The organism is Kitasatospora sp. NPDC058046 (assembly GCF_042885595.1).
Classification (GTDB): Bacteria; Actinomycetota; Actinomycetes; order Streptomycetales; family Streptomycetaceae; genus Kitasatospora.
In genome coordinates this window covers 204,856-224,785 of sequence record NZ_JBHVRS010000006.1, presented here as the reverse complement: position 1 = coordinate 224,785, position 19,930 = coordinate 204,856, and the positions used below count along the sequence as shown (strand labels likewise).

The 19,930-nt window shown below is 77.4% G+C and carries 1 protein-coding gene; it reads left to right on the top strand.

Going from position 1 to position 19,930, the window contains the following annotated elements:
• The first annotated feature begins 11 nt into the window (after positions 1 to 11).
• Positions 12 to 19,880 carry a non-ribosomal peptide synthase/polyketide synthase gene (locus ACFVU7_RS15555; protein ID WP_388045400.1) on the top strand — a complete coding sequence of 6,623 codons (19,869 nt, stop codon included), beginning with the start codon at positions 12 to 14 and terminating at the stop codon, positions 19,878 to 19,880.
• Positions 19,881 to 19,930 lie beyond the last annotated feature (50 nt).

Below are 19,930 nucleotides of genomic sequence, written 5' to 3'. Positions count from 1 at the left end.
ACCCGACGACCATGACGCCTTCGACGCCTCCGACGCCCTCGAAGCGGGACCGCGCCGCGGCCCTGCCCGCCGACCTGCGCGAAGCCCTGCGCCGGCGGCTGGCCGGCCGGTCCGGCGGCGACGGGGCCGCCGCCGAGCGGGCCATCCCGCGCGCCGACCGCGGCCGTCCGCTGCCGCCCTCCTTCGTCCAGCAGCGGCTCTGGTTCCTCGACCGGCTGCGCCCCGGGGACCCGCGCTACAACAGCGCCGTCGCCCTGCGCTTCACCGGCGAGCTGGACCGCGCCGCGCTCGCCGCGGCGCTGACCGCCGTGGTGGCGCGCCACGAGGCGCTGCGCACCACCTTCGCGGAGAGCGACGGCCGGCCGGTGCCGACCGTCCGGGAGCCCGGGCCGGTGGAGCTACCGGTCCGCGAACCGGCCGAGGGCGAGAGCCTGGACGCCGTCCTGCTCCGGGAGTACTCCCGGCCCTTCGACCTCGAACGGGGGCCGCTGCTGCGCGCCCTGCTGGTCGCCGAGGCGCCGCACGCCCACGTCCTGCAGCTGACCGCCCACCACATCGTCACCGACGGCTGGTCGATGGGCGTCGTCCTGGACGAGCTGTGCACCGCCTACGAGGCCCTGGCCCGCGGCGCCGACCCCGCACTGCCCGAAGTCGCCGCCCAGTACCCGGACTTCGCGGCCTGGCAGCGCGAGCAGCTCGCCGGTGACCGGCTGGAGCGGCAGCTCGCCCACTGGCGGGAGAAGCTGGCCGGCGCCGTGCCGTCCGACCTGCCGCTGGACCACCCGCGGCGCGGCGAGGAGGCCGGCCCCGGCGGCCTGCACACCTTCACCGTCCCCGCGCCGCTCACCGCCCGGCTGCGCGCCCTCGCGACCGAGCAGCAGGGCACCCTCAACACCGCGCTGGTGGCCGGCACCCAGGCGCTGCTCGCCCGCTGGTCCGGCCAGCAGGACGTCACCGTCGGCTCGCTGATGGCCGGGCGCACCCGCACCGAACTGGAACGGGCCGTCGGCTGCTTCGTCAACACGGTGGTGCTGCGCACCCGGGTGGCGCCCGACGCCTCCTTCCGCGAGCTGCTCGCCGCCGCCACCGAGACCGGCAACGACGCCCTCGCGCACGGCGACACGCCCTTCGAACGGATCGTCGAGGCGGTCGGCGCGCCCCGCGAGGCCGGCCGCAACCCGCTGTTCGACGTCCTGGTGCTGCTGCACCCCGCCCCGCCCACCGCCGGGGACCGGCCCGGACTCGCCACCGCCCCGGTCACCGTGCCCCGGCAGGCCGCCACCTTCGACCTCAGCGTGGAGTTCGTCCCCGACGGCGAGGCGCTCACCGGCGTCCTGGAGTACCGCGCCGACCTGTTCGACGCCCCCACCGCGGGCCGGATGGCCGAGCAGCTGCTGCGCCTGCTGGAGGGCGCCGCCGCCGAACCGGACCGCCCGCTCGCCACCCTGCCGCTGCTCTCCGCGCGGGAGACCGAGCAGGTCACCCGGGGCTGGAACGCCACCGAGCTGCCCGTCGAGGCCGTCAGCCTGCCGGAGCTGCTCCGGCGCCGGGCCGAACGGACCCCGCACGCCCTGGCCCTGGTCGCGGGGGAGGAGCGCCTCGACTACGCCGAACTGGACGCCCGCGCCGAACGGCTCGCCCGCCGACTGGCCACCACGGGCGCCGGCCCCGAACGGCTGGTCGCGCTGCGACTGCCGCGCACCGCCGACCTGGTGGTGGCCGTCCTCGCGGTCTGGAAGGTCGGCGCCGGCTACCTGCCGCTCGACCCGGCGCTGCCCTGGGAGCGGGTCGTCTACGTGCTCGAGGACGCCGGGCCGGCCCTGTTCCTGGACGAGGACACCCTGCGCGACCTGCTGGGCAACGACGACCCGGTCGACGTCGTCCTTCCCACGCCGGACCTCGCGACCCCCGCGTACGTGCTCTACACCTCCGGCTCCACCGGCCGCCCCAAGGGCGTCAGCGTCCCGCACCGCGCCCTGGCCCACCTGCTCGCCGCCCACCGGGCCGGCTTCGTCGCCGACGCGGGCGGCGGCCCGCTGAACGTCGCCCTGACCGCCTCCTTCTCCTTCGACACCTCGCTGGAGGGCCTGCTGCTGCTCGCGGACGGCCACCCGCTGCACCTCGTCGACGAGACCACCCGGATGGACCCGGCCGCCCTGGTCGAGTACGTCGTCCGCCACCGGATCGACTTCCTCGACCTCACCCCCTCCTACCTGCGCCAACTGCTGCCCGCCGGGCTGCTCGACGACCCCCGCCACCGCCCCCGGGTGCTGATGCTCGGCGGCGAGGCGGTCGCCCCCCGGCTCTGGCGCGAACTCGCCGCCCGCCCGGAGACGGCCGCCTACAACTACTACGGCCCCACCGAGTGCACCGTCGACGCCATCGCCTGCCGGATCGACGGCGGGGACCGGCCGCTGATCGGCCGCCCGCTGCCCAACGTCCGCGCCTACGTCCTGGACGGCCGGCTCCAGCCCGTGCCGCCCGGGGTCAGCGGTGAGCTCCACCTGGCCGGCGAGCAGGTCGCCCGCGGCTACGACGGCCGCCCCGGCCTGACCGCCGCCCGCTTCACCGCCGACCCGTACGGCCCGCCCGGCACCCGGATGTACCGCACCGGCGACCTGGCCCGCTGGACGGCCGACGGGCGCCTGGAGTACCTCGGCCGCGCCGACGACCAGGTCAAGGTGCGCGGCCACCGGATCGAACCCGGCGAGATCGAGGCGGCCCTGCTCGACCTGCCCGAGGTCCGCGCCGCCGCCGTGGCCGCCGTCCCCGACGCCCACGGCCACCACCGGCTGGCCGCCTACCTGGTCTTCGCCGACGGCGCCGCCCGCCCCGCCGCCGACCTGCGCGCCGCCCTGCGCCGGGTGCTGCCCGACCACCTGGTGCCGTCCTCCTTCACCGTGCTCGACGCCCTGCCGCTCGGCACCAGCGGCAAGCTCGACCGCCGCGCCCTGCCCGCCCCCGAAACCGACGTCCGGGAAGGGGAGTTCACCGCCCCGCGCACCCCCGAGGAGGAGACCCTCGCCGCCATCTGGGCCGAGGTGCTGGGCGTGCCCAGGGTCGGCGTCACCGACAACTTCTTCGAACTCGGCGGCGACTCGATCCTGAGCATCCAGGCCGTCTCCCGGGCCCGCGCGGCGGGCCTGCGGATCGGCTCCCAGGACGTCTTCCGCCACCAGACCGTCGCCGACCTGGCCGCCGCGGCCCGCACCGCCGAGCCGCCTGCCGCCCCCGCGCCGCGCCACCACCAGGACGGGCCCGCCCCGCTGACCCCCGTCCAGGAGTGGTTCTTCGCCGCCCACGGCCCGCTGCGGCACTTCACCATGTCGATGCTGCTCGACCTGCCGTACGGGCTGGACGAAGCCGCGCTGGACCGGGCGCTGGGCGCGCTGGTGGCCGCCCACCCGGCGCTGCGCACCCGCTTCACCCGTACCGGGGACGGCTGGCGGCAGGAGCCGGCCGCGGACGCCGGAGCGCTGCTGACCGCCCTCGACCCGGCCACCGACCCCGCCGACGAGCGGGAGGCGGAGCGGGAGGCGGCCGCCGAGGCCGCCCGCGCCGAGCTGGACCCGGCCACCGGGGCGCTGCTGCGCGCCGTGCTGTTCCGGCCCGCCGACGGCGCCCGGCCCCAACTTCTCCTGACCGCCCACCACCTGGCCGTCGACAGCGTCTCCTGGCGGGTCCTGCTCGCCGACCTGGCACAGGCCTACCGGCAGGCCGCCGAGGGCCGCACCCCCGACCCGGCGCCCGAGCCCACCGCCTTCACCGACTGGGCCCACCGGCTCGCCGAACTCGTCCGGACCGGCGGCCTGGACGCGGACCTGCCGTACTGGACCGCCGAGACCGCCGCCCCCGCCGGGCCGCTGCCCGTCGATCTGCCCGGCACCCCCACCGCCGGCTCGGTGCGCATCCTGCGCCACCGGCTCGACCGGGCCACCACCGAGGCGCTGCTGCGGAAGGTCCCCGAGGCCTACCGGACCCAGGTCAACGACGTGCTGCTCAGCGCGCTGGGCCGGGCCCTCGCCGACTGGACCGGCACCGGGCGGGTCGCCGTCGCCCTGGAGGGCCACGGCCGCGAGGACCTCTTCGACGGCCTCGACCTCTCCCGCACCGTCGGCTGGTTCACCACCCAGTACCCCGTCACCCTGGACCTGCCGGAAGGGACGGACTGGGCCGCCACCCTCAAGCGGGTCAAGGAGCGGCTGCGCGCCGTGCCCCGCCGGGGCCTGGGCTACGAGGCCCTCGCCCGGCTCGGCTCGGCCGCCGCGCTGAGGGACCGTCCGCTGCCGCAGGTCTGCTTCAACTACCACGGCCAGTGGACCGCCCCCGAGGGCGGCGACTTCGCCCCCGCCGGGCAGGCCCCCGGCCGCGACCTCGCTCCCGACGAGCCGCTGGACCACCTGCTCGACGTCTCCGCCGTCGTCGCCGACGGCGAGCTGGAACTCACCTGGCACTACAGCGACCGGGTGCACCGGGAGGAGACCGTCCGGGCCCTGGCCGAGGCCACCGCCGCCGCGCTCACCGGCATCGTCGAGCACTGCGCGAGCCCCGGCGCCGGCGGCCGCACCCCCTCCGACTTCCCGCTGGCCGGCCTCGACCAGGCCGCGCTGGACCGGCTGGTCGGCGACGGCCGGGACGTGACGGACCTGCTGCCGCTCACCCCGCTCCAGGAGGGCATGCTCTTCCACCGCCTGGTCGGCGGCGAGGACGACGTCTACCTCGACCAGGCCGCCCTGCTGCTGGAGGGCGTCGCCGACCCGCACGCCCTCGCCCTGGCCTGGCAGCGGGTCGCCGACCGCACGCCCGCGCTGCGCACCTCCGTGGTCTGGGAGGGCGTGCCCGCCCCGCTCCAGGTGGTGCGCCGGGGCGTCCGGCTGCCGGTGACCCACCTGGACCTGCGGGCCGTCGACCCGGCCGAGCGCGCCGAACGGCTGGAGCGGCTGAAGGCCGAGGACCTCGCCCTCGGCCTGGACATCGCCACCGCCCCGCTCACCCGGCTCACCCTGGTCCGGCTGCCCGAGGCCCGGGTCCAGCTGCTGTGGACCTCCCACCACCTGGTCCTGGACGGCTGGAGCCTCGCCCAGGTGCTCACCGACGTGTTCGCCGAGTACGCGGCGCTCACCACCGGTGGCGCCCCCGCCCCGGCGGTGCGCCGGCCCTTCGCCGACTACGTGCACTGGCTGGCCGGGCAGGACGCCGGGGCCGCCCGGGCCCACTGGCGGTCCGTCCTGGACGGCTTCGCCACCGCCACCCCGCTGCCCGCCGACCGGGCGCGGCGCGAGGCCCACCGGGCCCGCTCGGCGGGCAGCCTCAGCGCCGCCCTGTCCGAGCAGGTATCCGAGCAACTCGCCCGCACCGCACGGCAGTCCGGGCTGACCCTCGGCACCGTGGTGCAGGGCGCCTGGGCGCTGCTGCTGTCCCGCTACAGCGGCGAGCCGGACGTGCTGTTCGGCACCACCGTCTCCGGCCGGCCCGAGGAGCTGCCCGGCGTCGAGTCGATGATCGGCATGTTCATCAACACCCTGCCCACCCGGGTCCGGGTGGACGGCGAGCGCACCGCCGCCGACTGGCTGCGGGAGCTCCAGGCGGACCAGGCCGAGGCCCGCCGGCACTCGGCGGTCTCGCTCGCCGAACTCACCGGCTTCAGCGACGTCCCCGCCGGCAGCGCGCTGTTCGACAGCATCGTCGCCTTCGAGAACTACCCCTTCGACGACGCCCGCGCCGCCGGCACCGGGGTGCGCCTGGCCGAGGTCTCCTCCCGGGACGCCACCAGCTTCCCGCTGGTGCTGCGCGCCTACCAGGGCGGGCAGGTCGGCTTCGACCTCGCCTACGACCCGGAGCTGTTCGACGCCGCGACGGTGGACGCCCTCGCCGGGCGGCTGCGCCTGCTGCTCACCGAGCTGGCCGCCGGGCTGGACCGCCCGCTGCGCGCGCTGGCCTGGACCACCGAGGAGGAGCGCCGCCGGCTGCTGGTCGACTGGAACGGCACCGCGCAGGGCCGGCCCGCGCGCACCCTGGTCGACCTGTTCGAGGAGCGGGCCGCCCGCACCCCGCGGGCCGAGGCCGTCACCTGCGGCGGGGAGCACCTCGACTACGCCGAGCTGGACGCCCGGGCCGACCGGCTCGCCCACCGGCTGGCCGGGTTCGGCGCCGCCCCCGAGCGGTACGTCGCCCTGGCGCTGCCCCGCACCGCCGAGCTGGTGGTGGCCGTCCTCGCCGTCCTCAAGACCGGCGCGGCCTACCTGCCGCTCGACCCGGGCCTGCCCGCCGAACGCCGCGCCGAACTGCTGCGCGACGCCGCCCCGGTGGCCCTGGTCACCCTGGAGGCCCCGGCCGATCCGACCGGCGTCGAGGTGCCCGTCCTCGCCCTGGCCGACCCCGGGGTGCGCGCCGACCTGGCCCGCCGCCCGGCCGGCCCGCTCGGCGCCGGGCACCGCCCGCTGCCCGACAGCCCCGCCTACGCCATCTTCACCTCCGGCTCCACCGGCCGCCCCAAGGGCGTCGTGGTGCCGCACGCCAACGTGGTCCGGCTGTTCGAGCAGACCCGGGAGCTGTTCGACTTCGGCGCCGAGGACGTCTGGACGCTCTTCCACTCCTACACCTTCGACTTCTCGGTCTGGGAGCTGTGGGGCCCGCTGCTGCACGGCGGCCGGCTCGTCGTGGTGCCCGAGGACACCGCCCGCTCCCCGGAGGACTTCCTGCGGCTGCTCGCCGAGGAGCGGGTCACCGTCCTCAACCAGACCCCGTCCGCGTTCCACCAGCTGGCCCGCGCCGACGCCGAACTCCCGGACATATCCGCCCGGTTGGCGCTGCGCACGGTGGTCTTCGGCGGCGAGGCGCTGGACGTCACCCGGCTCGCCGACTGGTACCGGCGCCATCCCGAGGACGCGCCGCGCCTGGTGAACATGTACGGCATCACCGAGACCACCGTGCACGTCACCCACACCGCGCTGGACCCGGCGACCGCCACCGCCGGCGGCCCCGGCCCGATCGGCACCGGCATCGCCGACCTGCGGCTGTACGTGCTCGACGGCGACCTCGCCCCGGTGCCCCCGGGCGCCGTCGGCGAACTGTACGTGGCGGGCGAGGGGCTGGCCCGCGGCTACCTCAACCGGCCCGGCCTGACCGCCGGCCGCTTCCTCGCCGACCCCTTCGGCGCCCCCGGCACCCGGATGTACCGCACCGGCGACCGGGCCCGCTGGCAGGCCGACGGCACCCTGCGCTACCTGGGCCGCGCCGACCAGCAGGTCAAGATCCGCGGCTACCGGATCGAACCCGGCGAGATCGAGGCCGCCCTCCAGACCCACCCGGGCGTCGCCCTGGCCACCGTCGGCGTCCACGAGGACGCCACCGGCACCCGCCGGCTGGTCGCCCACCTCGTCGGGGAGGACCCGGCCCGGCCGCCCGGCGCCGCCGAGCTGCGCGCCCACCTGGAACGCCTGCTCCCCGCCTACCTGGTGCCCGCCGCCTACGTCCCGCTGGCCGCCCTGCCGCTCACCCCCAACGGCAAGCTGGACCGGCGCGCCCTGCCGGTGCCCGGCCCGGACGGCTTCGCGGCCGGCCGCGAGCGCACCGCGCCCCGCACCCCCGCCGAGCGGCTGGTCGCCGAGGCCTGGGCGGAGGTCCTGGACACCGGCGCGGTCGGCGCCGAGGACGACTTCTTCGCCCTCGGCGGGGACTCCATCCTCGCCGTACGGGTCACCGCCCGGCTGCGCGCCGCCTTCGGCGCCGCCGACCTCTCGCCCCGGGTGCTGTTCACCCACCCCGTGCTCGCCGACCTGGCCGAGGCGCTCGGCGCCCCGCGCCCCGGCGCCGCACCGGCCGTCATCCCCGCCGCCGACCCGGCGGCCGAGGCGCCGCTCTCCTACGCCCAGCAGCGGCTCTGGTTCCTCGACCGCTTCGAGCCCGGCAGCACCGAGTACACCTCGCTGTCCGTGCTGCGGCTGCGCGGCGCCCTCGACCGGGCCGCCCTGGGCGCCGCCCTGGACGCCCTGGTCGAGCGGCACGAGGCGCTGCGCACCACGTACGCCGAACGGGACGGCCGGGCCCGGCAGGTGGTGCGCCCGCCGCACCCCGTCGAGCTGCCCTGCGCGGACGTCCCGGCGGCGGAGCTGGACGCCCACCTGGAGCGGATCGCCACCGCCCCCTTCGACCTCGCCGAGGGCCCCGTGCTCCGCGCCCTCCTGGCCCGGACGGCCGCCGAGGAGCACGTCCTCGCCCTGGCGGTGCACCACATCGCCACCGACGGCTGGTCGATGGGCGTACTCGGCCGCGACCTCGGCGAGCTGTACGCCGCCGCCCTCGAACGGCGGAGCCCGCACCTGCCCGCGCTGCCCGTCCGGTACACCGACTACGCGGCCTGGCAGCGCACGCGCACCGCCGCCGCCGAGGCCGACCTCGACCACTGGCGCCGGGCCCTGGACGGCCTGGCCCCGCTGGAACTGCCCACCGACCGGCCGCGCCCGGCGGTGCGCACCCGTGAGGGCGCGCTGACGACCTTCACGCTGCCCGCCGAGCTGACCGCCCGGCTGCGCGAGCGCGGCCGCGAGGCCGACGGCACCCTCTACACCGTCCTGCTGGCCGCCTGCCAGGTGCTGCTGGCCCGCTGGTCCGGGCAGCGCGACGTCGCCGTCGGCACCGTCACCTCCGGCCGCGAGCAGGGCGAACTCCACGACGTGGTCGGCATGTTCGTCAACACCCTGGTGCTGCGCGGCGACATCCGCCCCGAACTGACCTTCCACGAGCTGCTGACCGCCGCCCAGCACACCGTGCTGGACGCCCTGGCCCACCAGGAGGTGCCCTTCGAACGGCTGGTGGACGCCCTCCAGCCGGAGCGCGACACCAGCCGCACCCCGCTGTTCCAGGTGATGGTGGCACTGCACAACCTCGGCGCCGAGACGCCCCCGCTGCCCGGCCTGACGGTCGAACCCGTCACCCCGCCGGTCCGCAGCGCCGCCTTCGACCTCTCCTTCGACTTCGCCGAGCACGACGGCGGCCTGACCGGCTACCTGGAGTACAGCACCGGGCTGTTCGACGCGCGGACCGCCGAGCAGCTGGCCCACCGGCTGACCACCCTGCTGGCGGCCGTCGCCGAGGCGCCTGGGACGGCCGTCGGCGAGCTGCCGCTGATGAGCGGGGACGAGCGGCGGCAGGTGCTGCGCCAGGGCCGGGGCGAGCCGCTGCCCGGGCCGGACACCACCTTCACCGCCCTGTTCGAGGAGCAGGCCGCCCGCACCCCGGACGCCACCGCGCTGGTCGCCCGGGACGCCACGCTGGACTACGCCGCCCTCAACGCCCGGGCCAACCGGCTCGCCCGCCACCTGACGGCCCTCGGCGCCGGCCCGGAGCAGGTGGTCGCCGTCCGGCTGCCGCGCACCTCCGACCTGGTGGTGGCGCTGTTCGCGGTGCTCAAGGCCGGGGCCGTCCTCCAGTTCGTCGACCCGGACCTGCCCGAGGAGCGGGCCGCCCTGCTGCTGGCGGACACCCGGCCGCGCACGGTGCTGACCGAGCGGGACCTGCGCGAGGTGCCCTGGGACGCCCTGCCCGGCCACGACCTGACCGACGCCGAGCGGACCGCCCCGCTGCTGCCCGGGAACGCCGCCTACCTGATCCACACCTCCGGCTCCACCGGCCGCCCCAAGGGCGTGGTCGTCGAGCACCGCCAGCTGGTCAACCTCTGCCGCGACCACCGGGAGGGGATGCTCGCCCCGCACACCGCCGACGGCGCCCGGCTGAAGGTCGCCCTCAGCGCCTCCCTCTCCTTCGACACCAGCTGGGAGGGCCCGCTGCTGCTGGTCTCCGGCCAGGAGCTCCACCTGATCGACGAGGACGTCCGGCTGGACCCGCAGGCCTTCTGCGCCAGGATCGTCGAGCAGCGGCTCGACGTCGTCAACGTCACCCCCTCCTACCTGCGCGAACTCACCGCCGCCGGACTGTTCGGCCCCGCCCCGCACCACCCCCGGCTGCTCCAGCTCGGCGGCGAGGCGATCCCCGCCGCCACCTGGCGGGAGCTGGCCGAGGCCCGGGCCCGACTCGGCGTCACCGTCTACAACCTGTACGGGCCCACCGAGTGCACCGTCGACGCCGCCTACGCCCGCTGCGCCGACCACCCCGGGCGCCCGGTGATCGGCCGGCCGGGCCGCGGCGTCACCGCCTACGTGCTGGACGGCGCGCTGCGCCCGGTGCCGCCCGGCATGCCGGGGGAGCTGTACCTGGCCGGTCGGCAGGTCGCCCGCGGCTACCTCGGCCGGCCCGGGCTCACCGCCGGCCGCTTCCTCGCCGACCCGTACGGCGCCCCCGGCACCCGGATGTACCGCACCGGCGACCTCGCCCGCTGGGACGCCGCCGGGCAGCTGGAGTTCCTCGGCCGGGCCGACGACCAGGTCAAGATCCGCGGCTTCCGGATCGAGCCCGGCGAGGTCGAGGCCGCCCTGCTGACCCACCCCGACCTCGCGGACTGCGCCGTCGCCGCCCGCGAACAGGGCGGCCGCACCCTGCTGGTCGGCTACCCGGTGCCGGCCGGCGACCGGGTGCCGCCCGCCGAGGAGCTGCGCGCCTGGCTGCGGCGCACCCTGCCCGACCACCTGGTGCCCACCGCCTTCGTCCCGCTCGCCCGCGTCCCGCGCACCACCAGCGGCAAGACCGACCGGCGCGCCCTGCCCGCCCCGCCCGCCCAGCCGGACCGCACCACCCCGTACGTCGCCCCGCGCCCCGGCACCGAGGAGCGGCTCGCCGCGATCTGGGCCGAGGTGCTGGGCGTGCGGCGGGTCGGCGCCCGGGACAACTTCTTCGCGCTCGGCGGCGACTCCATCCTCAGCATCCAGATCGTCTCCCGGGCCCGCGCCGCCGGACTCGCCCTCACCACCAAGGACGTCTTCCGCTACCAGAACGTCGCCGAACTCGCCCTCTGCGCCGGGGAGTCGACCGTACGGACGGAAGCGGACGAGGCCGAGCCCGCCGAGGCCCCGCTCACCCCGATCCAGCACTGGTACCTCGACGGGCGCCGCCCCGGCGAGGCGCTGCGCTTCACCATGACCCAGCGGCTGGTGCTGGCCCCGGACACCGACCCGGCCGCGCTGCGGCAGGCGGTGCTCGCGCTGGTGGAGCACCACCCGGCGCTGCGCACCCGCTTCCGCCACGGCGAGGGAGGCTGGCACCAGGAGGTCCGGGAGCAGGCACCGGACGGCGTCTTCACCCACCACCGGACCGTCCTGGAGACGGAGGTGCAGCGGGCCGCCGAGGAGGCCCAGCGCTCCCTCGACCCGCTCCAGGGCCGGATGCTGCGCGCCCTGTACTTCGACGGCGGCGCCGGCCGGCCCGGCCAGCTCGTGCTGACGATCCACCACCTGGCCGTGGACGGCGTCTCCTGGCGCATCCTGCTGGCCGACCTCGAAGCCGCCCACCACGCCGCCCGCGGCGGCGCGCCCGTCCGGCTGCCGGAGCCGGGCACCTCCTACACCCGGTGGGCCGCCCGGCTGGAGCGGCACACCCGCTCCGGCGCCCTGGACGGCGACACCGCGTACTGGGCCCGCACCGGCGAGGCCCCGGCCGGACTGCCCGCCGGGCGCCCGGGCGCCAACACCCACGGCGCCGCCGCCACCGTCACCGTGACGCTGGACGAGGCGACCACCGGGGCGCTGCTGCGCCGCGTCCCGGAGGTCTACCGCACCCAGGTCAACGACGTCCTGCTCAGCGCCCTCGGCCGCACCCTGGCCCGCTGGTGCGGCCGGGACACGGTGCTGATCGGGGTGGAGGGCCACGGCCGCGAGGACCTCTTCCCCGACCAGGACCTCTCCCGGACGGTCGGCTGGTTCACCGCCGAGTTCCCGCTCGCCCTGCGCGTCGACCCCGAGGCCGGCTGGCACCACACCCTGCGCTCGGTCAAGGAGCAGCTGCGCGCCGTCCCGCTGCGCGGACTCAGCCACGGCGCGCTGCGCCACCTGCTCCCGTCCGCCCTCCCGCAAGGCGCGGCCGCGCCGCAGGTCGGCTTCAACTACCACGGCCAGTGGGACACCCGCACCGGCGCCGACGGGCTGCTGCGCGGCTCGCTGCCCCCGGCCGGGCGCGACACCGACCCCGACGAGCCCCGCCCCTACCTGCTCGACGTCATCGGGGCCGTCCAGGACGGCCGGCTCGAACTGGGCTGGACCTACCCGGCGGAGGTCTACGAGGAGGCCACCGTCCGCGCCCTCGCCGAGCAGACCCTCCAGGCGCTGCGCGAGCTGGCCGAGCACTGCGCGGGCCCCGGCGCCGGCGGCCGCACCCCGTCCGACTTCCCACTGGCCGGCCTCGACCAGGAACGGCTGGACGGCCTGGTCGGCGACGGCCGCGAGGTCGCGGACCTGCTGCCGCTGACCCCGCTGCAGTCCGGCATGCTCTTCCACGGCCTGGTCGACGAGGACGGCGCCTACGTGGACCGGATCGCCGTCCGGCTGGCCGGCGTCGGCGACCCGGCGGCCTTCGCCGCCGCCTGGCAGCAGGTCGCCGACCGCACCCCGGCGCTGCGCACCGCCGTGCACTGGCGCGGCCTGCCGCACCCCGTCCAGCTGGTCGCGCGCCGCGCCGCCCTGCCCGTCCGCCACCTCGACTGGCGCGCCCTGACGCCCGAACGGCGGGCCGAGGAGACCGAGCGGCTGCTCGCCGAGGAGCGGGCCGCCAGCCTCGACCTGGGCACCGCGCCGCTCACCCGGCTCGTCCTGGCCGCGCTGCCCGGCGACGAGGTGCTGCTGCTCTGGTCCACCCACCACGTGATCCTGGACGGCTGGAGCACCGGCCAGCTGCTCACCGAGGTCTGCGAGGAGTACGCCGCGCTGACCGGCGGCCCGCAGGCGCCCCGCCCCGTCCGCCGCCCGTTCGCGGACTTCCTGGCCTGGCTGCGCGAGCAGGACGGGCGGGCCGCCGAGGAGCACTGGAGCGCCGCGCTCGCCGGGTTCACCGAACGGACCGCGCTGCCCTACGACCGCCGCCCCGCCGGCGCCCACCGGGCCCGCTCCACCGCCGCCGTCCACCGCGTCCTGGACGAGGCGGCCTCCGCCCGGCTGCGGGAGAACGCCGCCGCCGCCGGACTGACCGTCAACACCCTGGTCGAGGGTGCCTGGGCGCTGCTGCTGGCCCGCTACGGCGGCACCGCGGACGTCGTCTTCGGCACCACCGTCTCCGGGCGCCCGGCCGAACTGCCCGGCGTCGAGACGATGATCGGGCTGTTCATCAACACCGTGCCCGCCCGGGTCCGGATCCCCTCGGGCGGCGTGCTGCCCTGGCTGCGCGACCTCCAGGACCGGCAGAGCGAGGGCCGCGGCCACGACCACCTGGCGCTGACCCGGATCCAGGGCCTGAGCGAACTGCCCGCCGGGGAGCCGCTGTTCGACAGCATGCTGGTGTTCGAGAACTACCCCGTCGACGAGTCCGCCGCGGACCGCACCGGCGTCCGGGTGGTCGAGGTGCGCGCCGACGACGCCACCACCTTCCCCTGGTGCCTGCGCGCCCACCTGAGCGGACAGCTCGCCTTCGACCTGGCGTACGACCCCGCGCTCTTCGACCAGCGCACCGCCCGGGACGCCGCCGACCGCCTCGCCCAGCTGCTGACCGCCCTCGCCGACGGCCTGGACGGCGACCTCGCCGCACTGGACCCGCTCACCCCGGCCGACCGCGAGCTGCTCGCCTCCTGGCACGCCACCGCCCGCCCGCCGGAGCCGCGCAGCCCGCTGCGGATCTTCGCCGAACAGGTCCGCCGCACCCCCGACGCCCCCGCCGTGCGCGAGGGCGGGCGCGAGCTGAACTACCGCGGGCTGGACGACTGGTCCGACCGGCTGGCCGCCCGGCTGCTCGCCGACGGCCTGGCCCCCGAGGACCGGGTCGCGCTGGCGATGGACCGCGGCACCGAACTCGTCGTCGCCCAGCTGGCCGTCCTCAAGGCCGGCGGCGCCTACCTGCCCGTCGACCGGCGCGCCCCCGAGGAGCGCCGCCGCACCCTGCTGGAGCGGGCCGGCGCGGCCGCGACCCTGACCGCCGGACAGGTCGCCGCCGCCCGCGACGGAGCGGCCGCCCCGGACCTGCCGCCCGCCGACCCGGACCGGCTGGCGTACGTGATGTACACCTCCGGCTCCACCGGCGAGCCCAAGGCCGTCGCCGTCCGCCACCGCGACGTGGCCTCGCTCGCCACCGACAGCCGCTTCACCGGCGGCCGCTGCGCCCGGGTGCTGCTGCACTCGCCGGTCGCCTTCGACGCCGCCACCTTCGAGGTCTGGGCGCCGCTGCTGAACGGCGGCTGCGTCCTTGTCGCCCCCGACGGGCCGGTGGACGCCGCCCTGCTGCGCCGCCTCGCCGGCCCCGACGGGCCGACGGCGCTCTGGCTCACCGCCGGGCTGTTCCGGCTGCTCGCCCAGGACGCGCCGGACTGCTTCGGCGGCCTGCGGACCCTGTGGACCGGCGGCGACGTGGTGCCCGCCGCCGCCGTGCGGCGCGTCCTGGCGGCCTGCCCCGGGCTGACCGTGGTGGACGGCTACGGCCCCACCGAGACCACCACCTTCGCCACCGCCCACGCCCTGTCGGACGCCGCCGCGGTGCCCGACACCGTCCCGATCGGCCGCCCGCTGGACGACCGCCGGGCGCACGTCCTGGACGCCCGGCTGCGGCCCGTCCCGCCGGGCTGCGCGGGTGAGCTCTACCTGGCCGGCGAGGGCCTGGCCCGCGGCTACCTGGGCCGCCCCGGCGCGACCGCCGCCCGCTTCCTCGCCGACCCCGCCGGCCCGCCCGGTGCCCGGATGTACCGCACCGGGGACCTCGCCCGGCGCCGCCCCGACGGCACCGTGGAGTTCCTCGGCCGCGCGGACGACCAGGTGAAGATCCGCGGCTTCCGGGTCGAGCCCGCCGAGGTGGAGGCGGCCCTCGCCGCCCACCCGCTGGTCGCCGATGTCGCCGTGGTCGTCCGCGAGGACCGGCCCGGCGCCCGCCGGCTGGTCGCCTACGCCGTCGGCACCGACGGCGCCCCCGACCCCGGCGAACTGCGGGACTTCGCCGCCCGCGCCCTGCCCGACTACCTCGTCCCGGCCGCCTTCGTCCCGCTCGACGCCCTGCCGCTGAGCCGCAACGGCAAGGTCGACCGCGCCGCCCTCCCGGCCCCCGAGGAGCGGACCGGCGGGCGCCGCGAGCGGGTCGAGCCGCGCACCGCGGCCGAACGCCGCACCACCGAGCTCTTCGCCGAGGTCCTCGGCATCCGCCCGCCCGGCACCGACGAGGGCTTCTTCGACCTCGGCGGCGACTCCATCCTCAGCATCCGGCTCGCCGCCCGCCTCGCCGAGGCCTTCGGCACCGAGCTCGGCCCCCGCGCCGTCTTCGACCACCCCACCCCGGCCGGCCTGGCCCGGCTGCTCACCGAGGAGTCCGCCGCCCCGGCCCGCCCGCCCGTCGTCCCGGTGCCCCGCACGGGCGCCGCCCCGATGTCCCACGCCCAGCAGCGCCTCTGGTTCCTGGAGGAGTTCACGCCCGGCGTCTCCGAGAACGTCGCGCTCGCGCTGCGGCTGCGCGGCACCCTCGACACCGGCGTCCTCGGCGCGGCCCTGGACGCCCTGACGGCCCGGCACGAGTCGCTGCGCACCACCTTCGACAGCGTGGACGGCCACGGCGTCCAACTCGTCCACCCGCCGCACGCCGTGCCGCTGCCGCTGCACGACCTCTCCGGGCGGCCCGCCGACGAACGGCCGCGGGCCCTGCGCGACCTGCTCGCCGCCGACCGCGCCCGCCCCTTCGACCTGCGCCGCGGACCACTGCTGCGCGCCACCCTGGCCCGGCTGGCCGACCGCGAGCACGTGCTGGCGCTGACCCTGCACCACATGGTCACCGACGGCTGGTCCACCGGCGTGCTGCTCACCGACCTGGCCCACCTCTACCGCGCCGAACTCGGCTCCACCGAAGCCGAGTTGGCGCCCCTGCCGGTGCAGTACGCCGACTACGCCCACTGGCAGCGCACCGCCGGGGCGCCCACCGGGGAGCAGCTCGCCTACTGGAAGGGCCAACTGACCGGTGTGGTCCCGCCGCAGCTGCCCACCGACCGGCCCCGGCCCGCGGTGCGCACCGCCAACGCCGCCAACGCCGCCACCGTCCGACTGGAGCTGCCCGCCGACACCGCCCGCCGGCTGGCCGAGGTCGGCCGGCGGCGCGGCGCCACCCTGTTCACCACCCTGGTCGCCGCCGCCCAGGCCTACCTGGCCCGGCTCTGCGGGGACACCGACATCACCGTCGGCACCATCACCTCCGGCCGGCACCGGCCCGAGGTCCAGCGGCTCGTCGGGTTCTTCGTCAACACCCTGGTGCTGCGCTCCCGGGTCGAGCCCGGACAGCCCTTCGACGCCCTCCTCGCCGAGGTGCGGCAGACCGTCCTCGACGCCTTCGCCCACCAGGACGTGCCCTTCGAGAAGGTGGTCGACGAGGTCCAGCCGGTGCGCGACACCAGCCGCAGCCCGCTGTTCCAGGTCCACGTGGTGCTCCAGAACGCGCCGTCCGCCGAACCCGACCTCCCGGGCCTCGACGTGACCGGCATCGAGCCCGACGCCGTACGGACGCCCTTCGAGCTGGTGCTGGAGTTCGTCGAGACCGCGAGCGGCGCCCTGCACGGCCTGTTCACCTACGACACCGACCTGTTCGACCCGGCCACCGTGGAGCGGATGGCCGGCCAGCTCGCCACCCTGCTCACCGCCGTCGCCGAGGACCCGTCCCGCGCCGTCGGCGCGCTGCCGCTGGCCGGCCCGGAGGAGTCGCCCGCCGAGCCGCACGGCGGCTTCCGCCCCGTCCCCGAGGCGACCCTGCCCGAGCTGTTCGAGCGCCGGGCCGCCGCCACCCCCGGGGCACCGGCCCTGCTCGACGGCGAACGGGAGCTGAGCTACGCCGACCTCGACCGGGCCGCCAACCGGCTGGCCCACCAGCTCATCCGGCGCGGCGTCGGCCCCGAGCGGCTGGTCGCCCTCGCCCTGCCCCGCTCGGCGGCCATGGTCGTCGCCCAGCTCGCCGTCGCCAAGGCCGGCGGCGCCTTCCTCCCCGTCGACCCCGACTACCCGGCGCCCCGGCGGGAGTTCATGGTCCGCGACGCCGCCGCCCACCTGCTGCTCGACGACCCGGCCCAGGTCTGGGCCGCCGAGGGCCCGGACACCGCGCCCACCGACGCCGACCGCACCACCGCCCTCACCCCCGCCCACCCCGCCTACGCCGTCTACACCTCCGGCTCCACCGGAACGCCCAAGGGCGTCCTGGTCACCCACCGCGGCCTCGCCGTCTTCGCGGCCGCCGCCGCCGAGCAGTACGCCGTCGGCCCCGGCGACCGGGTGCTCCAGTTCGCCTCGCCCAGCTTCGACGCCTCCGTCCTGGAACTGTGCATCTCGCTGCTCTCCGGCGCCGCCCTCGTCACCGGCGAGGAGGGGCCGCTGGTCGGCGAACGGCTCGCCGAGGCCCTGACCGCCCGCCGGATCAGCCACACCCTGATCCCCCCGGCCGCCCTGGCCACCCTGGAACCGGAGACCGCCGCGGCCCTGACCGGGCTGCGCACCCTGGTCGTCGGCGCCGAGGCCTGCCCGGCCGACCTGGTCGACACCTGGGCCCCCGGCCGGCGCATGGTCAACTCCTACGGCCCCACCGAGGCCACCGTCGTCGCCACCTGGACCGGCCCGCTCGCCCCCGGCAGCGGCAGCCCCGCGATCGGCCGCCCCAGCGGCGCCACCCGCGCGTACGTCCTGGACACCGCCCTGCGGCCGGTGCCGCCCGGCGTCACCGGGGAGCTCTACCTGGCCGGCCCCGGCCTCGCCCGCGGCTACCTCGGCCGCCCCGGCCTCACCGCCCGGAGCTTCCTCCCCGACCCGTACGGCGCCCCCGGCGAGCGGATGTACCGCACCGGGGACCTCGCCCGCCGCGCCGCCGACGGCCAGCTCCGGTTCGCCGGACGCGCCGACGAGCAGATCAAGCTGCGCGGCTTCCGGATCGAACCCGGCGAGATCGAGAGCGCCCTGCGCCGCAGCCCCCTGGTGCGCGACGCCGTCGTCACCGTCCGCGCCGACGGCCCGGGCGGCGGCCGGCTGGTCGGCTACGTCGTCCCCGCCGACGCCACCGCCGGCGCCCCCGCCCTCGACCTGCGGCTCCACCTCGCCGAGTCGCTGCCGCCGCACCTCGTCCCCTCGGCCTTCGTCGCGCTGGAGCGGCTCCCGCTCACCCCCAACGGCAAGCTCGACCGGCGGGCCCTGCCCGACCCCGGTCCCGCCCAGGCCGCGGCCGGCCCCGGCCGGGCGCCGGAGACCGACCTCGAACGCCGGATCGCCCGGATCTGGGCCGACGTCCTCGGCCTCGACGAGGTCGGCGCCGACGACAACTTCTTCCTCCTCGGCGGCGACTCCATCCTCAGCATGCAGGTGGTCTCCCGGCTGCGCCGCGACGGCCTGCACCTGGCCACCCGCGACCTGTTCAGCCACCAGACCGTGGCCGAACTGGCCACCGTCGTACGCACCGCCACCGAGCGCGCCGACGACGGCCCGGTGACCGGCGGCGTGCCGCTCACCCCCATCCAGGAGTGGTTCCTGACCACCCCGCGCGCCGCCCACCACCACTTCAACCAGTCCACCCTGCTCGAACTCGTCGCCGACCCCGACCCGGCGGCGCTGCGCACCGCGCTCGACGCCCTGCTGGAACACCACGACGCCCTGCGGATGCGCTTCACCCGCGACGAGGCCGGCTGGCACCAGTTCAACCCGCCGCCCGCCCCCGCCGAGGAGCTCCTGGTCCACCACGACCTGACCGGGCAGGACGCCGGGGCCGCCGACGCGGCCATGGCCAAGGCCGCCGACGAGCTGCACGCCGGCTTCGACCTGGCCCGCGGCCCGCTGCTGCGCGCCGCCCTGTTCACCGGCCACCCGGAGCACCCGGCCCTGCTGCTCCTGGTCGCCCACCACCTGGTCGTCGACGCCGTCTCCTGGCGGGTGCTGCGCGACGACCTGGAGAGCGCCCACCGCCAGGCCGTCCAGGGCGGGCCGGTCACCCTGGGGGAGCGCGGCACCTCCTTCCGGGACTGGGCGCAGCGGCTCGCCGCCCATGTCGCCGAGGGCGGCCTGGACCACGAACTCCCGTACTGGGAGGAGGCGGTGAGCGCCCGGGCGGCCCTGCCCGGCAGCCCGTCCGGGACCGATGGTCCTTCCGGGACCGGCGGTGCCGAGACCGCGGCGGTCACCGTCGAACTCGACGAGGCCGACACCGAGGCGCTGCTGCGCGCCGCCCCCGCCGCCTACCGCACCCGGGTCAACGACGTGCTGCTGGCCGCCCTCGCCCTCGCCCTGGCCCGCTGGAGCGGGCAGCAGCGGATCGGCCTGGACCTGGAGGGGCACGGCCGCGAGGACCTGCTGGACGGCGTCGACCTGTCCCGTACGGTCGGCTGGTTCACCACCGTCCACCCCGTCACCTTCCACGTCCCCGACCCGGCCGAGCCCGGCCCGGACCGCGACTGGCGCGCCCTGGTGAAGTCCGTCCGCCGCCAGCTGCGCGCGGTGCCCGGCAACGGCCTGGGCTTCGGCGCCCTGCGCACCTTCGGGACGCCCGAGGTCCGCGAGCGCCTCGCCGCCGGCGGCCACGGCCAGGTGGTCTTCAACTACCTCGGCCAGTGGGACGCCCGGCCCGAGGCCGCCGGCGACGGCCTGGTCCGCGCCGAACTCGGCTCCTTCGGCCAGGACCACGACCCCCGGGACGGCGGCTCCCACCCGCTGGAGGTGGTCGGCGCGGCCCAGCACGGACGCCTCGCCTTCACCTGGCACCACCGGCCCGCCGTCCACGGCACCGGGGCCGTCCGCCGGGCCGCCGAGGACTTCGCCGCCGCCCTGCGGCAGATCGCCCGGCACGCCCGGGAAGGACGGTGACGACCCCGCCTACCCGTACCGAGCCCGCCCACCCGTACCGACCCCGCCGA